The sequence below is a fragment of the Streptococcus sp. 27098_8_91 genome (assembly GCF_041432385.1).
Taxonomy (GTDB): Bacteria; Bacillota; Bacilli; order Lactobacillales; family Streptococcaceae; genus Streptococcus.
Window position 1 is genome coordinate 39,345 of record NZ_JAPVZN010000006.1, and the last position, 25,032, is coordinate 64,376.

At 40.6% G+C, this 25,032-nt stretch carries 23 protein-coding genes and 1 riboswitch; of the genes, 12 read left to right on the forward strand and 11 right to left on the reverse strand.

Annotated features, from left to right (window positions below; genetic code table 11):
- Window positions 1-31 precede the first annotated feature (31 nt).
- The 10 genes from ilvC to O3611_RS06540 all read right to left on the reverse strand — a co-directional run bounded on the left by ilvC (window position 32) and on the right by O3611_RS06540 (window position 7,944).
- Window positions 32-1,054: a ketol-acid reductoisomerase gene (gene ilvC, locus O3611_RS06495; protein WP_045763621.1), complete on the reverse strand. Its 1,023-nt coding sequence runs from the start codon at window positions 1,052-1,054 to the stop codon at window positions 32-34.
- Between the two features lie 65 nt (window positions 1,055-1,119).
- Window positions 1,120-1,596, reverse strand: a complete 477-nt coding sequence (gene ilvN, locus O3611_RS06500; RefSeq protein WP_001253809.1) for an acetolactate synthase small subunit — start codon at window positions 1,594-1,596, stop codon at window positions 1,120-1,122.
- Window positions 1,589-3,289, reverse strand: coding sequence for an acetolactate synthase large subunit (locus tag O3611_RS06505; RefSeq protein ID WP_248034654.1), 1,701 nt, complete (start codon window positions 3,287-3,289; stop codon window positions 1,589-1,591). The genes ilvN and O3611_RS06505 overlap by 8 nt, the downstream gene beginning before the upstream one ends.
- Window positions 3,290-3,501: 212 nt before the next feature.
- A complete protein-coding gene (gene rplA, locus O3611_RS06510; protein ID WP_001085672.1) occupies window positions 3,502-4,191 on the reverse strand; it encodes a 50S ribosomal protein L1 in 690 nt (229 codons plus the stop codon).
- A 96-nt stretch (window positions 4,192-4,287) separates the two neighbouring features.
- Window positions 4,288-4,713 (reverse strand): 50S ribosomal protein L11, encoded by a 426-nt coding sequence (rplK, locus tag O3611_RS06515; RefSeq protein ID WP_001085808.1) that lies wholly within the window; start codon window positions 4,711-4,713, stop codon window positions 4,288-4,290.
- Between the two features lie 193 nt (window positions 4,714-4,906).
- The gene (locus O3611_RS06520) at window positions 4,907-5,389 is read right to left on the reverse strand and encodes a GNAT family N-acetyltransferase (RefSeq protein WP_371608139.1); all 483 of its coding nucleotides are present in this window, start codon (window positions 5,387-5,389) and stop codon (window positions 4,907-4,909) included.
- Window positions 5,386-5,784, reverse strand: a complete 399-nt coding sequence (locus O3611_RS06525) for a chromosome partitioning protein ParB (protein ID WP_371608140.1) — start codon at window positions 5,782-5,784, stop codon at window positions 5,386-5,388. The genes O3611_RS06520 and O3611_RS06525 overlap by 4 nt, the downstream gene beginning before the upstream one ends.
- A 27-nt stretch (window positions 5,785-5,811) precedes the next feature.
- Window positions 5,812-6,462, reverse strand: coding sequence for a phosphatase PAP2 family protein (locus O3611_RS06530; protein ID WP_371608141.1), 651 nt, complete (start codon window positions 6,460-6,462; stop codon window positions 5,812-5,814).
- Entirely contained in the window at window positions 6,452-7,015 is a 564-nt protein-coding gene (locus O3611_RS06535; protein WP_045763707.1) for an ECF transporter S component, read from the reverse strand. Before O3611_RS06535 ends, O3611_RS06530 begins: the two co-directional genes overlap by 11 nt.
- A gap of 158 nt (window positions 7,016-7,173) precedes the next feature.
- A riboswitch (FMN riboswitch) is annotated at window positions 7,174-7,392 on the reverse strand.
- 48 nt (window positions 7,393-7,440) lie between these two features.
- Window positions 7,441-7,944 (reverse strand): tRNA (cytidine(34)-2'-O)-methyltransferase, encoded by a 504-nt coding sequence (locus tag O3611_RS06540; RefSeq protein ID WP_371608142.1) that lies wholly within the window; start codon window positions 7,942-7,944, stop codon window positions 7,441-7,443.
- 393 nt (window positions 7,945-8,337) lie between these two features.
- On the opposite strand from O3611_RS06540, the gene trkA reads away from it, so the two are divergent.
- The 9 genes from trkA (at window position 8,338) to O3611_RS06585 (ending at window position 19,499) form a co-directional block, all read left to right on the forward strand.
- Window positions 8,338-9,687 (forward strand): Trk system potassium transporter TrkA, encoded by a 1,350-nt coding sequence (gene trkA / locus O3611_RS06545; RefSeq protein WP_371608143.1) that lies wholly within the window; start codon window positions 8,338-8,340, stop codon window positions 9,685-9,687.
- Between the two features lie 3 nt (window positions 9,688-9,690).
- Window positions 9,691-11,130, forward strand: a complete 1,440-nt coding sequence (locus tag O3611_RS06550; RefSeq protein WP_371608144.1) for a TrkH family potassium uptake protein — start codon at window positions 9,691-9,693, stop codon at window positions 11,128-11,130.
- 163 nt (window positions 11,131-11,293) lie between these two features.
- On the forward strand, window positions 11,294-11,926 hold the full coding sequence (locus tag O3611_RS06555; RefSeq protein ID WP_371608145.1) for a hypothetical protein: 633 nt from the start codon (window positions 11,294-11,296) through the stop codon (window positions 11,924-11,926).
- A gap of 60 nt (window positions 11,927-11,986) precedes the next feature.
- Window positions 11,987-12,679: a lysostaphin resistance A-like protein gene (locus O3611_RS06560; RefSeq protein WP_371608146.1), complete on the forward strand. Its 693-nt coding sequence runs from the start codon at window positions 11,987-11,989 to the stop codon at window positions 12,677-12,679.
- 355 nt (window positions 12,680-13,034) lie between these two features.
- Window positions 13,035-14,264: an arginine deiminase gene (gene arcA / locus O3611_RS06565; protein WP_371559028.1), complete on the forward strand. Its 1,230-nt coding sequence runs from the start codon at window positions 13,035-13,037 to the stop codon at window positions 14,262-14,264.
- A gap of 67 nt (window positions 14,265-14,331) precedes the next feature.
- Complete coding sequence (gene argF, locus O3611_RS06570; RefSeq protein WP_315640906.1) at window positions 14,332-15,345, forward strand: ornithine carbamoyltransferase; 1,014 nt, start codon at window positions 14,332-14,334, stop codon at window positions 15,343-15,345.
- Between the two features lie 258 nt (window positions 15,346-15,603).
- A complete protein-coding gene (gene arcC, locus O3611_RS06575; RefSeq protein WP_153225071.1) occupies window positions 15,604-16,551 on the forward strand; it encodes a carbamate kinase in 948 nt (315 codons plus the stop codon).
- A 93-nt stretch (window positions 16,552-16,644) separates the two neighbouring features.
- Entirely contained in the window at window positions 16,645-18,153 is a 1,509-nt protein-coding gene (locus tag O3611_RS06580; protein ID WP_371608147.1) for a YfcC family protein, read from the forward strand.
- A 17-nt stretch (window positions 18,154-18,170) separates the two neighbouring features.
- Entirely contained in the window at window positions 18,171-19,499 is a 1,329-nt protein-coding gene (locus tag O3611_RS06585) for a dipeptidase (RefSeq protein WP_371608148.1), read from the forward strand.
- Window positions 19,500-20,048: 549 nt separating this feature from the next.
- Here O3611_RS06585 and O3611_RS06590 read toward each other — a convergent pair.
- Window positions 20,049-21,593, reverse strand: a complete 1,545-nt coding sequence (locus O3611_RS06590; protein WP_311522608.1) for a peptide chain release factor 3 — start codon at window positions 21,591-21,593, stop codon at window positions 20,049-20,051.
- 212 nt (window positions 21,594-21,805) lie between these two features.
- Here O3611_RS06590 and gatC point away from each other — a divergent pair, with 212 nt between their 5' ends.
- From gatC to gatB, 3 genes are read left to right on the forward strand one after another with little or no spacing between them, the layout of a single operon-like run.
- Window positions 21,806-22,108 carry an Asp-tRNA(Asn)/Glu-tRNA(Gln) amidotransferase subunit GatC gene (gene gatC / locus O3611_RS06595; protein WP_248034666.1) on the forward strand — a complete coding sequence of 101 codons (303 nt, stop codon included), beginning with the start codon at window positions 21,806-21,808 and terminating at the stop codon, window positions 22,106-22,108.
- Window positions 22,108-23,574: an Asp-tRNA(Asn)/Glu-tRNA(Gln) amidotransferase subunit GatA gene (gene gatA / locus O3611_RS06600; protein ID WP_248034667.1), complete on the forward strand. Its 1,467-nt coding sequence runs from the start codon at window positions 22,108-22,110 to the stop codon at window positions 23,572-23,574. Before gatC ends, gatA begins: the two co-directional genes overlap by 1 nt.
- Window positions 23,574-25,016 carry an Asp-tRNA(Asn)/Glu-tRNA(Gln) amidotransferase subunit GatB gene (gene gatB / locus O3611_RS06605; protein WP_248034668.1) on the forward strand — a complete coding sequence of 481 codons (1,443 nt, stop codon included), beginning with the start codon at window positions 23,574-23,576 and terminating at the stop codon, window positions 25,014-25,016. Before gatA ends, gatB begins: the two co-directional genes overlap by 1 nt.
- Window positions 25,017-25,032 lie beyond the last annotated feature (16 nt).

The window sequence follows — 25,032 nt, forward strand, 5'->3', positions numbered from 1 at the left end:
CCAACTCGCCTTCTGTTTATATTCTTAAAAATTAGTTGTAGATCTTGAATGCATCATCGTCGTTTTTACCGACAAATGGCATTGCTTTACGCAATTCTGCACCAACTTTTTCAATTTCAAGGTTAGCTGCTTGTTCACGGTAGGCAGTCAATTTTGGACGTCCAGCTTTGTAGTCATTTACAAAGTCGTTAGCGAATTTACCATTTTGGATGTCCGCAAGAACTGCTTTCATGTTTTCTTTGACTTGTTCAGTGATTACACGTGGACCTGAAACATAGTCACCATACTCAGCAGTGTTTGAAATTGATTGACGCATTTTCTTGAATCCACCTTCGTAAATCAAGTCAACGATCAATTTCATTTCGTGAAGAACTTCAAAATAAGCCAATTCTGGAGCGTAACCTGCTTCTGTCAAGACTTCGAAACCTGCTTCAATAAGGGCAGTCAAACCACCACAAAGTACAGCTTGTTCACCAAACAAATCTTCTTCAGTTTCTTCTTTGTAAGTTGTTTCAAGAAGACCTACACGAGCTGCACCAACACCTTTACACCAGTCCATAGCGATGTCTTTAGCATTTCCTGTTGCATCTTGGTAGACAGCGTAAAGCGCTGGAACACCAAATCCTTCTTCGTAAGTACGACGTACCAAGTGTCCTGGTCCTTTAGGAGCACACATGAAGACGTCAACATCTGCAGGAACTTTGATGAATTCGAAGTGGATGTTGAAACCATGTGCAAATCCAACAGCATTACCAGCTTCCAAGTTTGGTGCAATTTCTGCTTCATACAATTCTTGTTGGATTTCATCTGGTGCCAAGATCATGATAACATCAGCCAATTTAGTTGCTTCTGCTACTGTGTAAGTGTCAAAACCATCTTCTTTTGCTTTATCAAAAGATTTACCTGGACGTACACCGATGATCACATCGCGACCTGAATCACGCAAGTTTTGAGCGTGAGCATGACCTTGTGAACCATAACCGATAACGGCGATTTTTTTACCGTCAAGTGCTGCTACTTTTACATCTTTTTCGTATTCCATTTGAACTGCCATAGTTTTTTCTCTCTTTTCTATTTTTATTGCCTGTTAGGCTGGTTTAACAAATTGAGGTTGGATTTTTAGTCGCGGGTAAATCCAGTTGCACCCGTACGAGCGATATTCTTAATACCATATGGTCGAATCACTCGAATTAAGGCTTCACTCTTTTCTGCATTCCCAGTCATCTGAATGGTAATGGAACTTGGAGCTACATCGACTACTGTTGCACGGAAAGGTTGGATAATAGCCAAAATTTCTGCACGTTTTTCAGCAGGAGCTGAAACCTTTATAAGAATCACTTCTCGTTCTAAGTGGGGTTGATCCGTGATATCACGAATGCGAATCACATCAATCTGACGATTAAGTTGTTTGATGATTTGCTCCACTTCATCATGTGAGGCAACATCAATGATAATGGTAATTCGTGATACATTAGGATTTTCCGTTGCGCCAACAGAAATGCTTTCGATATTGACTTGACGTCTCGATAAGACTCCTGTGAAGCGATTGAGAACACCTGAACGGTTTTGAAGTTTGGCTGTTAACATTCTACGCATTAAACTTCACCCCCAACATCTCATGATTACTCTTACCAGCTGGTACCATCGGTAAAACATGTTCTTTCCGAGAAATGTCTACTTCAATAAACATTGGTACATCTTCCATGATGACTTCCAAATCCTTCTCAAGAGTTTCAGGATTATCAAACTTATAATTTTTAATCCCGTAGGCTTGAGCCATCAATTGAAAGTCTGGCAAGGTTTCAAATACCGACTCTGAAGTTCGACCATCATAGAAGGCTTCTTGCCACTGGCGGACCATCCCAAGTGAATGATTATTTAGCATGATGACCTTGATTGGAATCTTGTAAATGTTTAAGATTGCTAATTCCTGATTGGTCATCTGGAAACCACCATCTCCGACAAAGAGAACAACTTCTTTATCTGGATTGGCAATCTTAGCACCAATAGCTGCTGGGACTCCGAATCCCATAGTTCCTAGTCCACCTGATGTTACCAATTGACGCTCGTTTTGGTAAGGATAGTATTGTGCCGTCCACATTTGGTGTTGTCCAACGTCTGTTACGACAATGGCGTCACCCTTGGTCAACTCACCGATACGTTCAATAACTGCTTGGGGTTGTACAACTCGTTCTTTCTTATCATAAGAACGAACACGATTCTTATCTTTGGTAACTTTTTCAATCCACTTTTCAGTATTGTTACGAACGATTGGCTCAGCTAGTAACTGTTGCAAAGCCTTTTTCGCATCTCCAACAACTGGAATATCAACTGCGATAATCTTACCAATCTCTGCAGGATCGATATCAATATGCGCTACTTTAGCATTCTTAGCAAAGGTCTTAGGATTTCCAGTCAAACGGTCATCAAAACGACAACCAATTGAAATCATGAAATCTGCTTCTGTCATGGCAATGTTAGCTGCAAAGGAACCATGCATTCCACCCATTCCCAAAAACAGTGGATGGCTAGTTGCGATTGTTCCCTGTCCCAAAAGACTGGTAACAACAGGAATTTGATAACGCTCTGCGAATTCATTTAACTCTGCTGCAGCCTCAGCATAACTAATCCCACCACCAGCTAGCAAAACTGGCTTTTTAGCCTTAGACAACTGTTTCAAGATTTTCTTGATTTGCATATCATTTGGCTCAAGTGTTGGCTGATAACTTGGTAAATCTATCTCTGGAGAGTAAATAAAGTCTGTCTCAAGCGCAGAAACATCTTTTGGTAGGTCAATGACGACTGGCCCTGGACGACCTGTAGTCGCAATATGTACCGCCTCTGTAATAATTCGTGGAATATCCGCAGTTTCTCGAACCTGATAATTATACTTAGTGATTGGCATGGTAATACCAACAATATCAGCTTCTTGAAAAGCATCTTTCCCAATTCCAGCACGTGCCACTTGGCCAGTAAAGACTAAAAGGGGAACACTATCGCTCATAGCATCTGCGATCCCTGTAATGGCATTTGTAGCTCCTGGTCCGCTTGTGACGACTGCTACACCCAGTTTTCCTGTTGACTTAGCATAACCTTCAGCTTCGTGAAGACAGCCCTGCTCATGGCGACCTAGAATATGGCGGATTCCCTTAAAATTATAAATAGCATCATATAAAGGAAGTACCGCTCCACCAGGATAACCAAAAATCGTATCGATTCCTAAGTCACGAAGTGTTTCCAAAACAAGATCCGATCCCGACTTAGGTGAGTCTAAAATGATTTTCTCCATCGTTCCCCTTTCTTTTCTCTTAAAAATAGCTTGTTACTATGATACCATTTTTTCAAAAATTTTCAAGGGAAAAGAGCAAATTTTCTGAATTTTCTATCTAGATACTTTACAATATCAAATAGATTAGAAAGTTTATACGTATTTTTATTTTTTTAACAGAAAAAAGGTTGAGACAAACTTGTCTTCAACCTTTCATGTTAAATTATTACTAATTAAAGTGAGTTAACGTCAACCTTGATACCAACACCTTGAGTAGTTGTGATTGTCAAGCTTGTTACGTAAGTTCCTTTAGCAGTAGCTGGTTTAGCTTTTTGGATTGTTTCGTTGAATGCTTTGAAGTTTTCAACCAACTTGTCAGCTTCAAATGAAACTTTACCGATGATGGCTTGTACGATACCTGCACGGTCTGCACGGTAAGTGATTTTACCACCTTTAGACTCTTCAACTGCTTTAGCAACATCCATTGTTACAGTACCAGTTTTAGGGTTTGGCATCAAGTTACGAGGTCCAAGGACACGTCCAAGACGTCCAACAAGAGCCATCATGTCAGGTGTAGCAATAACTACGTCGAAGTCCAACCAACCGTCGTTGATTTTAGCAACAAGGTCGTCTTCACCAACGAAGTCTGCACCAGCAGCTTTTGCTTCTTCAGCTTTTGCGCCACGTGCAAATACAAGAACGCGAGCTGTTTTACCAGTACCGTTTGGCAATACCATTGCTCCACGGATTTGTTGGTCAGCTTTTTTAACGTCGATGTTCAAGTTGTAAGCAACTTCTACAGTTGCGTCAAATTTTGCGAAGTTAGTTTCTTTTGCAAGAGCTACAGCTTCTTCTACGCTGTATGCTTTTGTGCTGTCGATCTTCTCAAGAGCAGCACGAAGTTGTTTGCTTTTTTTAGCCATTTTCTATTCTCCTTGTAAGTGGTTCAATCGATTTTCATCTCCCACGTCACTTCTCGAAATGATGAAGTCTTGCGGGTTATATAGGGATGTTATTGATTAGTCAACAACAGTGAATCCCATAGAACGAGCAGTACCTTCGATCATACGCATTGCAGACTCAATGTTTGCAGCGTTCAAATCTGGCATCTTAGTTTCTGCAATTTCTTGTACTTGTGCACGAGTAACTGTAGCAACTTTAGTTTTGTTAGGTGTACCTGATCCTTTTTCAACACCTGCAGCTTTTTTCAAAAGAACAGCAGCTGGTGGTGTTTTTGTAACGAAAGTAAATGATTTGTCTTCGTATACTGAGATAACAACTGGAATGATCATACCAGCTTGGTCAGCAGTACGAGCGTTGAACTCTTTTGTGAATCCCATGATGTTGATACCAGCTTGACCAAGAGCAGGTCCAACCGGTGGAGCTGGTGTAGCTTTACCAGCAGGGATTTGCAATTTTACAAGTTTTTCGACTTTTTTAGCCATTTTTAAATCCTCCTTTGTGGTTTTGGCGGTAATTTAGAGATTTTTACCTCCCACAAGTATGCTTTACACATACCCATCTATTATACACTATTTTTTAAAAAATGCAAGAGAAATTTTTATTTTTGATATTTCTTTCTGTTACAATTTTTTGGTGAAATCAATCTTCAGAATCTTCTACCACGACGGAGGGAATTCATTCAATCAAAGTCAGTACAAAACTCACTCCATTTTCAGTAGTACCACTTTCCACAAATCCAAGAGACTCAAAGCATCTTCTAGAAATCCGATTGAAAGTGTAGATTTCTTGAACTTTTAATTCTTTCCATCCTCTTTGTCGAGCTAGATCAATCAAAGTCTTCAAAACCTTACATCCAAGTCCTTGATGCTGGTAAGTTGGATTGCCAATCACAATAGGAATATTCTCCTGAGATAAGGTGACATCCCCAATCGGAAGCCACTCTCCCTTTTCTCTAAACTCAATCCAAAATAAATCCCCGTGTTTTTCTAAATAGGAGTACATAGCATTCAATTTTTTAACACTATAAGGACTTCTGACTCCATCTACAAGTTCAACCAAGTCCACATCCTGATACCAAGTCAAAGCTACATCACGATGATCTGCTAAAAAATAAGGAACCAAGCGTAAAGAACTATCTATTTGAATGATTTGTTTCATTTTAACTTCCTTTTCAATAAGAGAGTCGTTGCTTGATTAAAACCATCACACCAGTTGTACCATTTTGCTTCATACTCATCTTGAGGTAAGATATGATTTTTTAAATCAAGAACAGAGTATATCTTTCTTTTCTCACAAGCTTGCGCATAGAGATGATATAGTTCATCACCTCCATCTCTATCAAACTCAGCAGAAATTGTATCCTGGCCTAGCAACAAAGCCTGATAAGCCCTGTGATGGCCATCTGTAATCAAGAAGCAATCTCCAAATGCAAGAACACTGATTGGATTTATATTAAAAGTTTCTGCTGACTGATAAAGATTCTGGATAGCTTTTAACTTCTTTTCTGATAAGTAAAGTTGTGTTGGCTGGAGATTTTTTATGTTGACTTTCATTTTAACCTCCTCAAAAAAGTTTGATTCTCACTTCTGCTTGCCTGTAAAGCGCCATTGAAAACGCAGTTTATCATAGAAAGGAAACTCCATAAACAAAACTCCTAGGCCTACACAAAGGCTGGCAATCACATCTGATGGGTAGTGAACTCCCAGATAAATTCTTGATACCAATACACTGACGATGTATAAACTTAGCAAGATTTGAACGATTTTTCTCCAGACTGTATTCTTAATCCTTTGGCTCAAAATCACAATCAAAGTTCCAACCATAATCGTTACTGCCAGAGAATGTCCGCTTGGAAAAGAAAAACCTTTTTCTTCTACCAAGTGTAGAATTTCTGGCCGTGGTCTTTGGTAGATATTTTTAAAAGTTACGATTAAGATTCCAGCTAAAGTCAAATTCCCCAGCATGAGATAACTTTCCATCTTCCATTGCTTACGATAAAATATAAAAGCTACAATTAAAACCCAGCTAATAATGACTGGGATATCAATTAAGTGCGTAATTGCCCGAAAAAGAAGCGTTAAGGTCTCAGGTAAATCACCTCTAATGGCAGTCTGAATCGGCTGATCAAAACTGACCAGCATTTCTGGATAAAATTTGACAATATAGCCAATAATCATAAAAAGTAAAAGGGCAAAAGAGCCCTTCATCATAAATGTTTGTTTATCTTTCATAGTATTTTAAAGTTGGTTTCAAAAGGACAAACAACAACCAGAAAGAGACAGCAAAGATAATACCTTCAATCAGATTAAAAGGCAAAACCATAGTCATCAGGTAGTTGCTCAATCCTAAGATTTTCTCAATATCAAAATTAGCAAACTTAGCGTACAAAGGAACAGCATAAACATAGTTTAGAACTAGCATAGCTAGAGTTAAACCAAGCGTACCAGCTAGTGAAGCTAAGACAAAACGCATGGTTGTTCGCTCTTTTTTCCAAATCAAACCAAAAGCAAGTACAAAGACTCCCAAGGCAACAATATTCATCGGTAAACCAATATAGGTACTAACCCCTTGATTGTTCAGAAGGATTTTCAACAAGGACCGAAGGAAAAGCACTCCAAAAGCTGCTGGTAAATCCAAGACCACCAAGCCCACAAGGACCGGTAAAATACTGAACTCAATCCTCAAGAAGGATGCCGCTGGCAAAAGCGGAAAGTCAAAGTACATCAACACAAATGAAAGTGCTGATAAAATTGCAATGGTCGAAAGTCGACGTGTGTTTGTCATAACAGGTTCCTCCAATTTTCTATAAAATCAGAAGAAGTTGGAAAGGATTCCTCTATCTATCCTTTATTTTTATATTCCAAAAGTTCCCCCTCACTCTTTTTTTAGCAAGCGGTTGCAATTTACCTATAAAAAATCAATTAGAATAGACAAAGCCATTCTTTCGTCTTCTCCCATCCAGACTATACTGTCGGTTGTGGAATCTCACCACATCAGCTTGCGCTCGCGGACTTATTTGGCTAAGATATTTTAGATTTATCTAGGCGTCGTAGTCGAAGATAATACTTAAAGTATATCGAGACAAGACAACGACGAGAAAGCTAAAATAGCTAGTCAAATTTACCGCCGGTCGGGAATTTCACCCTGCCCTGAAGACCCCTTTATGATAACAAAAAAAGCTTGCAAGCGCAAGCATTTTATCTAAGTGTTTATTTCAACTTATCTGTTTCGTAAGTGTGAACCAGTTCGAGGCCCGCAAAGTTTTGTTGACGAAGTGCCTCATAAACAATCATACAAACTGTATTGGAAACATTGAGACTACGAACATGCTCATCATTCATGGGAATGCGGAGAGCTTTTTCTGGATGCTCACGCATAAATTCCTCAGGCAAGCCCTTATCTTCTCTCCCAAAAAGAAAATAATGATCTCCTTCTGTCGTGAAATCTGCATCTGAATAGACTTTTTTTGCAAACTTGGAAATCAAGTAGAGCTGGCCATCCATTTTTTCCATAAAATCAGCCAAACTATCATAAAAATGAATCTCAAGTTTGTCCCAATAATCTAGACCTGCTCGCTTCATCTTACGATCATCGATAGGAAAGCCCATCGGTTTAATAATATGAAGGGGCGCATTCGTTGCTGCGCAGGTACGAGCAATATTACCCGTATTTTGTGGAATTTGGGGTTCAAATAATACAATGTGATTTGCCATGCCTTGTTTCCTCTCACTAGTGCAAAAAAATAGCCACACTGCCCGGAGTCAAGCTCAGCAAACAGCGTGGTTAAGGCATCGTTAACTTACCTCACAACAGGTTTGAAGTAAATCAGCGAAACTACTGTTTTAGTATATCACTTTCAGCTTGATTGTCAATAGAAATGACTTGATTTTTTCATTTTTTTTACAAACATATTTACATTAGTTAAAAATGCTTCTGTATTCATTAGAATTAGACGAAAATAGCTGATTTATATCTTAAATTTTTAATAAGTAAGATTATCAATAGGACAATTTCCCACCCCAATAATGAAAAGAGTCGGTTGCCGAGTGCATTTTATTCTAAAAAAGAGTATGATAGATACATATTGAAAAAGTAGGTTATATAACATGAAGATTATTCTTGTCGGAGGGGGGAAAGTTGGTTCTGCCCTTTGTCGTTCACTTGTCGCTGACAATCATGATGTTGTCTTAATTGAACAGAACGAAACAGTTCTTAATTACATGACAAGCCGTTTTGATATTATTGGAATTGCAGGTAATGGAGCTGACTTTGCCATGCTAGAAGCTGCCAATGTTCAAGACTGCGATATTTTCATCGCTATGACTCAGTATGATGAAGTCAACATGGTTTCAGCTCTCCTGGCTAAAAAAATGGGGGCTAAAGAAACTATTGTTCGTGTCCGCAATCCTGAATATTCCAACCCCTATTTCAAAGAAAAAAATATTCTAGGTTTCTCTCTGATTGTCAATCCTGAACTCCTTGCAGCTCGTGCTATCGCTAATATTATCGATTTCCCAAATGCTCTATCTGTTGAGCGTTTTGCAGGTGGTTTGGTTAGTCTAATGGAATTTGTTGTCCGTAAGGATAGCAATATCTGTCAAATGTCTATCGCAGACTTCCGGAAAAAGTTTGGCAATGTTATCGTCTGTGCTATCGAGCGAGACCATAAGCTCATGATTCCAAGTGGAGATATGGTCCTCCAAGATAAGGATCGGATCTTTGTTACAGGTAACCGTGTAGACATGATGCTTTTTCATAACTATGTCAAATCTCGTGTCGTTAAAAGTTTACTCATTATTGGAGCTGGAAAAATCGCTTACTACCTTGTTGGTATTTTGAAAGATAGCCGTATTGATACCAAGGTCATTGAGCTTAATCCAGATCGTGCAGCATTTTTCAGTCAAAAATATCCCAAACTCTATATTGTGCAAGGTGATGGAACCGCAAAAGATATCCTCCTAGAAGAAAGCGCCCAACACTACGATGCTGTCGCAACTCTCACTGGCGTTGACGAAGAAAACATTATTACATCTATGTTCTTAGATAGTGTTGGTGTTCAGAAAAACATCACCAAGGTCAATCGAACTAGCCTTTTAGAGATTATCCATGCACCTGAGTTTTCTAGTATCATCACACCAAAAACCATCGCTGTCGATACCATTATGCACTTTATCCATGGTCGTGCCAATGCCCAGTATTCAGACCTTCAAGCCATGCACCACCTAGCAAATGGACAGCTTGAGACACTCCAATTCCTCATTAAGGAAGCCAATAAAATGACTGGCAAACCTTTGTCTCAACTTAAATTCAAAAAAGATTTGTTGATCGCTGCTATTATTCGTAATGGGAAAACTATCTTCCCAACTGGTGAAGATAGCCTTCAAGTCGGTGATAAGCTAGTGGTTATCACGCTACTGTCAAATATCACCAAGATTTACGATTTGCTAGAGAGGTAAGCCATGAACAGAAGTATGATTCGCTTTCTTCTCGCAAAATTGCTCTTGATAGAAGCTGTACTACTCTTAGTTCCTGTTAGTGTTGCTCTCTATTATCGAGAATCTAGCCAAGTTTTCACAGCTCTTTTTTCTACTATTGGTATACTTGTAGTTCTAGGAGTTCTCGGTATCATTAGCAAGCCTAAAAAACAACGTATCTATGCAAAAGAAGGGGTCTTGATTGTTGCTCTATGTTGGATCCTCTGGTCTTTCTTTGGAGCTCTTCCTTTTGTCTTTTCTGGACAAATCCCCAATCTCATAGATGCCTTCTTTGAGATTAGTTCTGGCTTTACAACGACAGGAGCAACTATCCTCAACGATGTTTCTGTCTTAAGCCGTTCTCTTCTATTCTGGCGTAGCTTTACCCATCTCATCGGAGGGATGGGGGTGCTGGTGTTTGCTTTAGCGATTATGGACAACGCTAAAAATAGCCACTTAGAAGTTATGAAGGCAGAGGTTCCTGGCCCAGTATTTGGTAAAGTGGTATCTAGGCTTAAAAACACAGCTCAGATCCTCTACATCCTCTACCTGGCTATGTTCGCCCTCTTTGTGGTTATTTATTACCTTGCTGGGATGCCACTCTACGATAGTTTTGTTATTGCTATGGGAACCGCTGGAACTGGAGGTTTCACTGTCTATAACGACGGTATTGCCCACTATCACAGTTCTCTCATTACCTATCTGACAAGTATCGGGGTTTTGATGTTTGGTGTCAATTTCAACCTCTACTACTATCTCATGCTCCGTCGTATTAAGGAATTCTTTTTTGATGAAGAACTCCGAGCCTATCTCTTGATTGTAGCCATATCAACTGGCTTAATCACGCTTAACACACTCCACCTCTATAGCGGAGTTTCACAAAGCTTTGAGATGGCCTTCTTCCAAGTATCTAACATCATTACCACTACCGGTTTTGGATATGGGGATATCACGAACTGGCCTTTGTTCTCTCAATACATCTTGCTAATGCTGATGGCAATTGGTGGTTCTGCCGGCTCCACTGCAGGTGGTCTCAAGGTTATTCGCGGAGTCATCCTATCTAAAATTGCTAAAAATCAAGTCTTGTCTACCATATCACCTCACCGTGTGTTAACCCTTCAGGTTAATCAAACGGTTATTGATAAGGATACCCAGCACAAGATTCTGAAGTACTTTGTGGTTTATATCATGATTTTACTCAGTTTGATTTTCATCGTCAGTTTAGATACCAATAATTTAATGGTTGTTACGAGTGCTGTTTTCAGTTGTTTTAACAATATCGGTCCTATTTTAGGAACAACTGCAAGTTTCTCAATTTTTAGTCCATTTTCAAAACTTCTACTATCCTTTGCTATGATTGCAGGACGTCTTGAAATCTATCCAATCATACTACTCTTTATGAAGCGAACCTGGTCTAAACGTTAGAACAATCAACTGTACACCCTATCTCCCCTCTTCAAGAAACCCTTGAAGGGGGATTTTTAGGGCTCAAAAGACAAGACAGCTCTAAAAATCGACAATTGGGAATTTAAGGATTTTTCTCTCCTATTTTTTAGCTATAATAAGAAAAAAATATAGGGGATACTTTATGGAAAAAGTCATGAAATCAATTCGACTACTCTTGTTCTTTGCCTTAATCCAACTGGCACTTTGTAGTTGTATCTTTTGGTCTGGAACCTCTCTGGTCCTTAAACAATCCTGTTTTTATTTTCTACTGGCTTTATTGGGCTTATCTGGGTCTTGTGCCTTTATGCATTATTTATCTAGTCACAACCTGAAAAGATATAGACTGATTGATAGGAGTCGCTTTATCTTTTTATTGTATAGTATGATGGTTATTGTCAACCTCTGTGGTGTTGGACTTGTTCTGTCAGAGAGTATCGTCACTGTTAACTTACTTCAAAAAGAAGCTGTAGAACTCATCCTTCCCTCCTTCTTTTTTCTCTTTGGAGTTGATCTCGTTACCTTTCTCCCCTTGAAAAAATGGAGAAGGTTACAAAAAGATTCCAGTAGCAAGGAAGTGAGATTTTCCTTCATCATCATTTCTATTTTAATCTTCCTACGTAATCCAATCACCATTTTATCGATTGCTTTTTATATTGGCCTTGGTGCTCTATTTCTCAGTTTTTTATTCCCAAAAAATTTGAGACAGGAGGTATCATTCTACGGTCATTTGATTCGGGATATTCTATTTGTCGTCTGTACTTTCCTCTTATGGTAACAAATAGAATCCTCTCAGCAATTGTGTTATAATTAGATAAAAATTTTAGGAGACATATCAATGAACTTTTTTAAAGATTTTCGTAAACGACTCGCGTGGTTTGGGATTTTGTTAGTAGCCATCGTTCTCTCTCAAATCCCGATGCAAACTCTAGCTCTGCTAGCAATAAGTCAGATTGATCCTATATGGTCATCACTTATCGTAGCTCTTATTTCGATTCTTGTGCTTGCTATCTTTTTATACGGAGCCCATAAGAGCAAGTTACTAGTATTTAAGCCTAAACTCTTAACGATTAATGATCTTCCTCGTATTGTTTTGAGTTATTTGACAATCTTTGTTGGAAATCTTGTAGGTGGAATCTGGTTACAACTCGTGAAGCAAACAACAACTTCTAATCAACAAGTAATTAACAACCTTATCTCTGAAAGTTCTCTGATTAGCAGTTTCTTCCTCATCGTTTTAATCGCACCTATTTGTGAAGAAATCATCTGTCGCGGGATTATTCCTACCAAACTCTTCCAAGGCTACGAAAAGTTTGGATATGTTATTGGTTGGCTAATCTTCCTCCTTGCACATATGCCTTCTAATCTCCCTTCCTTCTTGATTTATGGTTGGATGTCAGCCGTCCTCACTTGGACTGCTTATCGTACTAGACGTTTGGAAATGTCTATCTCGGTCCATATGCTACTTAATAGTATCAGCTTCATCTTACTGGCACTCTTTACAATTTTTATGAAAAATTTCGGTATCTAATACCCAACTATCCATTTCCTTAGACTAGAATGTTTCGTTCCAGTCTAAGGGATTTTTTTGTTTCAACTAACTTTTCACCTCAGAAAATCCACCTTTTTCTACAATCTCAAAATTTTTTAAAAAAATTTTAAAAATATTTTTATGCATAAATTTTATAGAATATAAATATAAGTTAACTTAACATGTATATTTGTGAATATTCTTATAAAAAAATGTAAGAAATCCTATAAAATAGCCATTTTCAAGCCTTTTTGGCCTTATCATATCCCTTGTAATGCATATTAATTTGTGATACTATTAACTTGTAAGCGATACCAATATAGTTTGGTACACACGAGAAAAAAGGAGGAAACACATGTCTTCACATCCAATTCATGTTTTCTCAGAAATTGGAAAACTGAAAAAAGTTATGTTGCACCGTCCGGGTCAAGAATTAGAAAACTTGATGCCAGATCACCTTGAGAGGTTGCTCTTTGATGACATCCCATTTTTAGCAGATGCCCAAAGTGAACACGACGCCTTTGCTCAAGCACTCCGTGACGAAGGAATCGAAGTGCTCTATCTTGAACAGTTGGCTGCTGAATCATTAACTTCTCCAGAAATACGCGACCAGTTCATCGAAGAATATCTCAACGAAGCAAATATTCGTGGTCGACAAACTAAAAATGCCATCCGAAAACTGCTTCATGATATTGACGACAATCTTGAACTGATCAAAAAAACAATGGCAGGTGTTCAAAAAGTTGAATTACCTGACATCCCTGAAGAAGGCAAAGGATTAACAGACTTGGTTGAATCTGACTATCCGTTTGCCATCGATCCAATGCCAAACCTTTACTTCACTCGCGACCCATTTGCGACTATCGGGAATGCAGTATCACTTAATCACATGTACGCCGATACACGCAATCGTGAAACACTTTATGGTAAGTACATCTTTAAGTATCATCCAATCTATGGTGGTAAGGTAGAGCTCATCTATAACCGTGAAGAAACTACTCGGATTGAAGGTGGAGATGAACTTGTTCTTTCAAAAGATGTCCTAGCAGTTGGGATCTCTCAACGGACTGATGCCGCTTCTATCGAAAAACTTTTGGTTAATATCTTCAAAAAGAATGTTGGCTTCAAGAAAGTTTTGGCTTTTGAATTTTCAAACAGCCGTAAGTTCATGCACTTGGATACTGTCTTCACCATGGTAGACTATGACAAATTTACAATCCACCCAGAAATCCAAGGCAATCTTCGCGTCTATTCCGTCACTTACGAAAATGAAGAACTCAAGATTGTTGAAGAAAAAGGAGATTTGGCAGAACTTCTTGCTCAAAACCTTGGTTTAGAAAAAGTTACACTCATTCCTTGTGGTGATGGTAATATTGTTGCAGCTGCTCGTGAACAATGGAATGATGGTTCTAACACACTCGCTATCGCACCAGGTGTCGTAGTCGTTTATGAACGCAACACTGTGACCAATAAGAAACTTGAAGAATATGGACTTCGTCTCATTAAGATTCGCGGCAGGGAGTTGGTACGCGGTCGTGGTGGACCTCGTTGTATGTCAATGCCGTTTGAACGCGAAGACATTTAGATTCTTCCTATTTCTGCCTAGCATCTGCTAGCAGAATCATGCTTGTTAGAAAAGGATATATAGAATGATACATTCAGTATTTCAAGGAAGAAGTTTTCTAGCTGAAAAAGATTTTACCCGTGCAGAGCTCGAATATTTGATTGGACTTTCAGCTCACTTGAAGGATCTTAAAAAACGAAACATCGAACACCGCTATCTAGCTGGTAAAAATATTGCTCTTTTATTTGAAAAAACTTCTACACGTACACGCGCAGCCTTCACCACTGCAGCAATCGATCTTGGTGCACATCCAGAATACCTGGGGGCAAACGATATTCAACTAGGTAAAAAAGAAACTACGGAAGATACCGCAAAAGTTTTGGGACGTATGTTTGATGGTATTGAATTCCGTGGTTTTAGTCAAGATATGGTTGAAGAATTAGCTAAATTCTCTGGTGTTCCTGTTTGGAATGGCTTGACGGATAAATGGCACCCAACTCAAATGCTTGCAGACTACTTGACAGTACTAGAAAATTTCGGACATCTTGAAGGTTTGACATTGGTTTACTGTGGTGACGGTCGTAACAATGTTGCCAATAGCCTTCTAGTAACAGGAGCGATCCTTGGTGTGAACGTTCATGTCTTTTCACCAAAAGAACTCTTCCCAGATCAGGCAGTTGTTGCACTGGCTGAGGGATATGCCAAAGAAAGTGGGGCTCACATCCTCATCACAGAAGATGCTGATCAAGCTGTAAAAGGGGCTGATGTCCTTTACACTGATGTTTGGGTATCTATGGGCGAAGAAGATAAGTTTGCAGAACGCGTCGCTTTGCTAAAACCTTATCAAGTCAATATGGATCTTGTTAAGAAAGCAGGCAATGAAAACTTAATCTTCCTCCACTGCTTACCAGCCTTTCATGATACGAACACAATCTACGGCAGACAAGTAGCTGAGAAATTTGGTGTAAAAGAAATGGAAGTAACTGATGAGGTCTTCCATAGCAAATATGCTCGTCAGTTTGATCAAGCAGAAAATCGTATGCACACCATCAAAGCCGTTATGGCTGCTACACTAGGAAATCTCTACATTCCTAAAGTGTGATACAAACTATAAGAAACAGCTTAGGGGCTGAGACTAGTGTTTTAGTCCGGTCCCTTTTTGTAATAGTTACGAGCTCTGAGTTGGAATTCACCACTAGTCACCATTCAAGCAAAAACCTCATAACAAGTAACTGCCTTCCAGTTATTCGCATTTCGAAATTCCAACTCAACTCGTCCCTACAAAATCTTTCTTCTCAACTTCCAAACCCAAGCCTTTAACCAAAATTGGCTTTTGTTCATCCAAAAGAAAGGAGCGCTCATGTCTCATCGTAAAATCGTTGTAGCTCTTGGAGGAAATGCCATTCTTTCCACAGATCCATCTGCTCAAGCTCAAGAAGCTGCTCTGGCAGAAACAGCACACCATCTGGTGAAACTCATCCAAAATGGTGATGAATTGATTATCACCCATGGCAATGGACCGCAAGTTGGTAACCTTCTCCTCCAACACCTAGCAGCGAATTCCGAAAAAAATCCTGCCTTTCCTCTCGATTCACTTGTTGCTATGACTGAGGGTAGCATCGGTTTTTGGCTCCAGAATGCTCTGGAAAATGCTTTACAGGATATTCATCTTGATAAAACTGTCGTTTCTGTTGTCACACAAGTTGTCGTGGACAAGAATGATCCTGCCTTTCTCAATCCAAGTAAACCCATTGGTCCATTCTACTCAGAAGAAGAGGCTAAAGCAGAAAGCGAAAAAACTGGGGCTAACTTTAAAGAAGATGCAGGACGTGGCTGGCGTAAGGTAGTGGCTTCTCCAAAACCTGTTCATATCAAAGAAATCGATAGTATACGCGCACTCTTAGATAAGGGACAAATTGTCATCGCAGCAGGCGGTGGAGGTATTCCTGTAACCAAAAATGAAAACGGTTACTTCTCAGGAGTAGAAGCTGTCATCGATAAGGATTTTGCATCGCAATGCTTGGCAGAGCTAGTCGAAGCAGATCTCTTCATCATTTTAACTGGCGTCGATTATGCCTATATCAACTATAACAAACCAAATCAAGAAAAGTTGGAGCGAGTAACTGTTAACCAACTCCAAGAATACATCAAAGAGGGGCAATTTGCTCCTGGTAGTATGCTACCAAAAATCCAAGCTGCCATTGATTTTGTGACCAATCGTCCAGCAGGAAAAGCCGTCATCACTTCCCTCAGCAATTTGGGAGCCTTGATTGAATCTGATAGCGGAACAATCATCGTGAAAGAATAATAGTTTAGTCATACCTTTCAAGAAAGTTTAGTCAGCACTCTTGCCACATCATTCGTTTTTATACTGTGTGACATAGTTTAGGAGGAAAAACAAATGAGTGAAAATAAAAAAAGGTTTCAAATGCCCTCATCATACACTGTTTTGATTATCATCATTACCATCATGGCATTTTTAACCTGGATCATTCCAGCAGGTAAGTATGATACCAATGAAGCAGGTAACCTCATCGCAGGTACCTATCAAACTGTTGACTCAAATCCTCAAGGGATTTACGATGTCCTCATGGCACCAATTCGTGCCATGCTCGGTCACGAACCAACTAGCGCAGCCATCGATGTTGCCTTCTTTATCCTTATGGTCGGAGGTTTCCTTGGTGTCGTAAACGCTACTGGCACACTCGATGTAGGTATTGCCTCCATCGTTAAAAAATACAAGGGCCGCGAAAAAATGTTGATTCTCATCCTCATGCCCCTCTTCGCACTTGGAGGAACTACCTATGGTATGGGAGAAGAAACCATGGCCTTCTACCCCCTTCTTATTCCTGTAATGATGGCAGTTGGTTTTGACAGTATCACTGCTGTAGCCATCATCTTACTAGGTTCTCAAGTTGGTTGTTTGGCATCTACATTGAATCCATTTGCTACTGTTATCGCTTCTGATACTGCGGGAATCTCTTCTATGGATGGGGTTATTCTCCGTGTTATCTTCTGGTTTGTAATGACAGGTATCAGCACTTACTTTGTTTATCGTTATGCAGAAAAGATTCAAAAAGATCCTACTAAATCGCTCGTTTACGCTCAACGCGAAGAAGATATCAAACACTTCAATGTTTCCGAAAACGATGATGCACCATCTACCTTGAGCAAGAAACAAAAACATGTTCTCGCTTTATTTGTATTAACCTTTATCATTATGATTGCAAGTTTCATCCCTTGGGTTGATTTGCATGTTACTGTATTTGAAGACTTCAAGAATTGGTTAATCGGACTTCCTGTAATTGGAGGAGTTATCGGTTCATCTGCTCTACCTTTTGGTAGCTGGTACTTCCCAGAAGGCGCTATGCTCTTTGCCGTTATGGGGATTTTGATCGGTGTTGTCTATGGTCTCAAAGAAAGCAAGATTGTCTCAACCTTCCTAAATGGTGCTGCAGATTTGCTTTCAGTAGCCTTGATTTGTGCGGTTGCTCGTGGTATCCAAGTTATCATGAACGATGGTATGATCACTGCAACCATCCTACACTGGGGTGAAGTTGGCCTTCAAGGTCTCTCTCCTCAAGTCTTCATCGTATTGACCTATATCTTCTACCTACCTATGTCCTTCCTTATTCCTTCTTCATCTGGTCTTGCTAGTGCAACTATGGGTATCATGGCTCCTCTTGGAGAGTTCGTCAATGTTAAAGCAAGTCTTATCGTCACTGCCTACCAATCTGCATCTGGTGTCCTTAACCTTGTGACTCCTACTTCAGGTATTGTTATGGGTGCTCTTGCTCTTGGTCGTGTCAGCCTTGGAACTTGGTGGAAATTTGTTGGAAAACTCGTCATCGTCATTGTCGTTGCAAGTATTCTACTTCTCATCTTAGGTACCTTAGTGCCATTCTTATAGTAAAGAGGGAAATACGGATGAAATCCTATATTACAGAATCAATCAAAGAAGATTTTCTTCAAAGTTTGAAAACAATCATCTCTTATCCTTCTGTTCTCAATGAAGGCGAAAATGGCACTCCCTTTGGTCAAGCCATTCAAGATGTCCTGAAAAAAACTCTGGACTTGTGTCAAGAACTTGGTTTTAAAACCTATCTGGATCCTCAAGGATATTATGGTTATGCAGAAGTTGGTGAGGGGGATCTCCTTGCTATCCTCTGCCACCTAGATGTCGTTCCTGCAGGCGATTTGACAGACTGGGAAACTCCTCCATTTGAAGCTAGTATCAGAGATGGACGGATTTATGGTCGGGGTGCGCAGGATGATAAAGGACCTTCTCTTGCAGCCCTTTACGCAGTCAAAAGCTTGCTTGACCAAGGAATTCAATTCAAAAAACGGGTTCGTTTCATATTTGGTACTGATGAAGAAACCCTTTGGCGTTGTATGGCAAGATATAATGCCATTGAAGAACAGGCCAGCATGGGATTTGCTCCTGACTCATCATTCCCATTAACCTATGCAGAAAAAGGGCTCCTTCAAGTCAAACTTCATGGACCTGGGTCAGAACAACTCTCCTTAGATATAGGTGGAGCCTTTAATGTCGTACCTGATAAGGCAACTTATCAAGGACCACTTATGGAACAACTCCAAGAAGGTCTAGTAGTTGCTTGTTATGATTATCAACAAAATGATCAGTCCCTTACTGTTCTAGGACTATCTAAGCATGCCAAGGATGCCAGTCAAGGGATTAATGCAGTCATTCGTCTAGCCACCATCCTTGATTCTATTCAATCCCATCCTGCACTTACATTTCTTGCCAAAGAAGTTGGTCAAGATGGTCAAGGAAAAGGAATCTTTGGTGATATCAGCGACCAGCCTTCTGGACATTTATCCTTTAATGTGGCCGCCTTAACCATTACTCCCGAAAGTTCTGAGATTCGAATTGATATCCGAATCCCAGTCCTTGCAGACAAGGATGCCCTTGTCAATCAGCTGAAAGAGCGCGCAAAAGCTTACCAACTTAGCTACCAAGAATTTGACTACCTAGCGCCACTTTACGTGGCAAGAGATAGTATGCTCGTCACTACACTCATGCAGGTTTATGAAGAAAAAACTGGTGACAATAGTCCCGATCTATCATCTGGCGGCGCAACCTTTGCACGTACCATGCCAAACTGTGTCGCTTTTGGTGCCCTCTTCCCAGGAAGAGAGCAAACAGAACACCAAGCAAATGAATATGCTATCTTAGATGATCTCTATCATGCTATGGATATCTATGCTGAAGCTGTTTACCGATTAGCGACCTAAAAGACCTCCTAAACTCCGTCCCACATTGGGGCGGAGTTTTATAATAGATTGAATCTAGAACAGTACACTCCGACTGCTAAAAATATTTCTAGAAATTAGTTTAACTTTGCTAATTGATTTGTTCATACCCTATTTCAATCTACTATAGGAAAATTCTAAATAGCAAGCTACAACAAAAGCCAAGGAAGGGATTTTCTTGGCTTTTTGCAATAGTTTTAAGGTAAGTTACCAACTCAGGCACTCTTTTTTCATTAGGACACGAAAACGCGAAAACGATTATTTTTCGCCGATGAGTTAGTAAGGCAGTTAGCTAGACCGCTTCCTTTCTGTTACGACGGCAAAACCCACGAATCGATACCATTCGTGGGTTTTGCCTAGTGAAGCGTTTAGGTAAACCGCCATAGCGGTTACCGTTTATTAGATTACGACACGGAGTTTGGCAAATCGATTCTATTTGCCAAACGTAGTTAGTAAGGCAGTTAGCTAGTTCGCCGAATAGCGACTAGCGTCCAACAATTAGGAACTTTAGTTCCAATTGTTCGTACTGAGTTACATCTTCTCCTCTAGCTCAACGTCTGGATACTTGTCCGCAAACCAGCGGAGGGCAAAGTCGTTTTCAAAGAGGAAGACAGGTTGGTCAAAGCGGTCTTTAGCCAAGATGTTTCGACTTGAAGACATACGCTCATCCAAATCCTCTGGTTTAATCCAGCGAACTGTCTTTTTACCCATTGGGCTCATAACCACTTCTGCATTGTACTCATTTTCCATACGGTGTTTGAAGACTTCAAACTGCAATTGACCAACGGCACCCAACATATATTCACCTGTTTGGTAGTTGGTATAAAGCTGAATAGCTCCTTCTTGAACCAATTGCTCAATCCCCTTATGGAAGGATTTCTGCTTCATGACGTTCTTAGCAGAAACTTTCATGAAAATTTCAGGTGTAAAGGTTGGCAGAGGTTCAAATTCAAATTTATTTTTTCCAACTGTCAAGGTATCCCCAACCTGATAAGTACCGGTATCGTAAACTCCAATAATATCACCTGCCACGGCATTGGTCACATTCTCACGACTTTCCGCCATAAACTGAGTGACATTAGACAGTTTAGCCCCCTTACCAGTACGAGGCAGATTAACACTCATCCCACGCTCAAATTCACCTGACACGATACGGACAAAGGCAATACGGTCACGGTGACGAGGGTCCATGTTGGCTTGGATTTTAAAGACAAATCCTGAGAAATCCTTGTCGTAAGGATCCACAATTTCGCCATCTGTTTTCTTATGCCCATGTGGTTCTGGAGCAAACTTGAGGAAGGTTTCAAGGAAGGTCTGCACACCAAAGTTTGTCAGGGCTGAACCGAAGAAGACAGGCGTCAATTCTCCAGCAAGGATTGCTTCCTCTGAAAACTCATTCCCAGCTTCATTTAAAAGCTCAATATCGTCTTTGACTTGCTCATAGAAAGGATTGCTTCCAAAAAGCTTGTCTCCATCTTCTAGGCTAGCAAAACGCTCATCCCCCTTGTAAAGTTCCAAGCGTTGATTATATAGGTCATAGAGTCCTTCAAAGGCTTTCCCCATCCCGATTGGCCAGTTCATCGGATAGCTCGCAATGCCCAAGACTTCTTCTAATTCTTGCAAGAGGTCCAGTGGCTCACGACCGTCACGGTCTAGCTTGTTCATAAAGGTAAAGACTGGAATGCCACGGTGTTTCACGACCTCAAACAATTTCTTGGTTTGAGCCTCGATACCCTTGGCAGAGTCCACGACCATGACCGCAGCATCCACCGCCATCAAGGTACGGTAGGTATCTTCTGAGAAGTCCTCGTGTCCTGGTGTGTCGAGGATATTCACGCGCTTACCATCGTAGTCAAATTGCATAACAGATGACGTGACCGAAATCCCACGTTGTTTCTCGATATCCATCCAGTCAGACTTGGCAAAAGTCCCAGTTTTCTTTCCTTTTACAGTACCTGCCTCACGAATCTCTCCCCCAAAATAGAGCAATTGCTCTGTAATAGTCGTTTTACCCGCGTCCGGGTGAGAGATGATGGCAAAGGTACGGCGTTTCTTAATTTCTTCTTGAATATTCATAAGTTCTCTTTCTTTGATTCTCTATTTTTCTTGTTTCAATAACTAAGAATGATTTCTACATTGGATTTTACCATTCCTTTCAACACTCCATTATATCGGATTTTAGCATTTTTTTCAATTTCTATTTCTTTTCACTTATCCCTCCCTTATTTATAGGAAAATATGGTAAAATAGAACAGATAAATAATCATCATTTCACGAAAGGATGCAAGATGAAAATTACGCAAGAAGAGGTAACACACGTTGCCAATCTTTCAAAATTAAAATTCTCAGAAGAAGAAACTGCTGCCTTTGCGACAACCTTGTCTAAGATTGTTGATATGGTCGAATTGCTGGGCGAAGTTGACACTACTGGTGTTGAACCAACGACTACCATGGCAGATCGCAAGACCGTTCTTCGCCCAGACGTAGCCGAAGAAGGAACTGACCGTGATCGCTTATTTAAAAATGTACCTAAAAAAGACAATTACTATATCAAGGTACCAGCTATCCTGGACGATGGAGGAGATGCCTAATGACTTTTAACAATAAAACGATTGAAGAGTTGCATAATCTCCTTGTATCTAAGGAAATTTCTGCAACCGAACTAACGCAAGCAACGCTTGAAGATATCAAGGCACGTGAAGAAGCTATCAATGCCTTTGTCACTATCGCTGAAGATCAAGCTCTTTCTCAAGCTAAAGCTATTGACGAAACTGGAATTGACGCTGACAATGTCCTTTCAGGAATTCCGCTCGCAGTCAAAGATAATATCTCTACAGACGGTATCCTCACAACTGCAGCCTCAAAAATGCTTTATAACTACGAGCCAATCTTTGATGCGACAGCTGTTGCCAATGCAAAATCTAAGGGCATGATCGTTGTTGGGAAAACCAACATGGACGAGTTTGCCATGGGTGGTTCAGGTGAGACTTCCCACTACGGTGCCACTAAAAATGCTTGGGACCATAGCAAGGTTCCTGGTGGTTCATCAAGTGGTTCTGCTGCAGCTGTAGCCTCAGGCCAAGTTCGCTTATCACTGGGTTCTGATACTGGTGGTTCTATCCGCCAGCCTGCTACCTTCAACGGGATTGTTGGTCTCAAACCAACCTACGGAACAGTTTCTCGTTTCGGTCTCATTGCCTTCGGTAGCTCATTAGATCAAATCGGACCTTTCGCACCAACTGTTAAGGAAAACGCCCTCTTGCTCAACGCTATTGCTAGCGAAGATGCCAAAGACTCTACTTCTGCTCCTATCCGCATTGCCGACTTTACTTCAAAAATCGGGCAAGACATCAAGGGCATGAAAATTGCTTTGCCTAAGGAATATCTTGGTGAAGGGATTGACCCAGAGGTTAAGGAAACCATTCTGAATGCGGCCAAACACTTTGAAAAACTCGGTGCTATCGTCGAAGAAGTCAGCCTTCCTCACTCTAAATACGGTGTTGCCGTTTACTACATCATCGCTTCATCTGAAGCTTCATCAAACTTGCAACGTTTTGACGGTATCCGTTATGGCTATCGTGCAGAGGATGCGACTAATCTTGATGAAATCTATGTAAACAGCCGTAGCCAAGGTTTCGGTGAAGAGGTGAAACGTCGTATCATGCTTGGAACTTTCAGCCTTTCATCAGGTTATTACGACGCCTATTACAAGAAGGCTGGTCAAGTTCGTACCCTCATCATCCAAGATTTTGAAAAAGTCTTTGCGGATTATGACTTGATTTTGGGACCAACTGCTCCTAGCGTTGCCTACGACTTGGATTCGCTCAACCATGATCCAGTTGCTATGTACTTGGCTGACCTCTTGACAATTCCTGTCAACTTAGCTGGTCTACCAGGGATTTCTATTCCTGCTGGATTTGTTCAAGGTCTACCAGTAGGACTCCAATTGATCGGTCCTAAATACTCTGAAGAAACTATCTACCAAGCTGCTGCTGCTTTTGAGGCAACAACAGACTACCACAAACAACAACCTGTGATTTTTGGAGGTGATAACTAATGAACTTTGAAACAGTCATTGGACTTGAAGTCCACGTAGAGCTCAACACCAATTCAAAAATCTTCTCACCTACTTCTGCCCACTTTGGAAATGACCAAAATGCCAACACTAACGTGATTGACTGGTCCTTCCCAGGAGTTCTGCCAGTTCTCAATAAGGGTGTTGTCGATGCTGGTATCAAGGCTGCACTCGCTCTTAACATGGACATCCATAAGAAGATGCACTTTGACCGCAAGAACTACTTCTACCCTGATAATCCTAAAGCCTACCAAATTTCTCAGTTTGATGAACCAATCGGTTACAACGGTTGGATTGAAGTGGAACTAGAAGATGGTACGACTAAGAAAATCGGTATTGAACGTGCTCACTTGGAAGAAGACGCTGGTAAAAACACCCATGGTACAGATGGTTACTCTTATGTTGACCTCAACCGCCAAGGGGTGCCTTTGATTGAAATCGTATCTGAAGCAGACATGCGTTCACCAGAGGAAGCCTATGCTTACCTAACTGCCCTCAAGGAAGTCATCCAGTACGCTGGTATTTCTGACGTCAAGATGGAAGAAGGTTCAATGCGTGTAGATGCTAACATCTCCCTTCGTCCTTATGGTCAAGAAAAATTCGGTACCAAGACTGAATTGAAGAACCTCAACTCCTTCTCAAATGTTCGCAAGGGTCTCGAATACGAAGTTCAACGTCAAGCTGAAATCCTTCGCTCTGGTGGTCAAATTCGCCAAGAAACACGCCGTTACGATGAAGCTAACAAGGCAACCATCCTCATGCGTGTCAAAGAAGGTGCTGCTGACTACCGTTACTTCCCAGAACCAGACCTACCTCTCTTTGAAATTTCTGACGAGTGGATTGAAGAAATGCGTACGGAGTTACCAGAGTTTCCAAAAGAACGCCGTGCGCGCTACGTCTCTGACCTCAGCTTGTCAGACTATGACGCTAGCCAGTTAACTGCAAATAAAGTCACTTCTGATTTCTTTGAAAAAGCTGTCGCCCTCGGTGGTGATGCCAAACAAGTTTCTAACTGGCTCCAAGGTGAAGTCGCTCAATTCTTGAACGCCGAAGGTAAGACACTGGAACAAATCGAATTGACACCTGAAAACTTGGTTGAAATGATTGCTATCATCGAAGATGGTACGATTTCATCTAAGATTGCCAAGAAAGTCTTTGTTCACCTAGCTAAAAATGGTGGTGGAGCGCGTGAATACGTGGAAAAAGCTGGTTTAGTTCAAATCTCAGATCCTGATGTTTTGATTCCAATTATTCATCAAGTCTTTGCGGATAACGAAGCCGCTGTTGCCGACTTCAAGTCAGGAAAACGTAACGCTGACAAGGCCTTCACAGGATTCCTCATGAAAGCGACCAAAGGCCAAGCCAACCCACAAGTCGCCCTCAAGCTACTTGCCCAAGAATTGGCTAAGTTAAAAGAAGATTAATATGTAAAGGAAACCA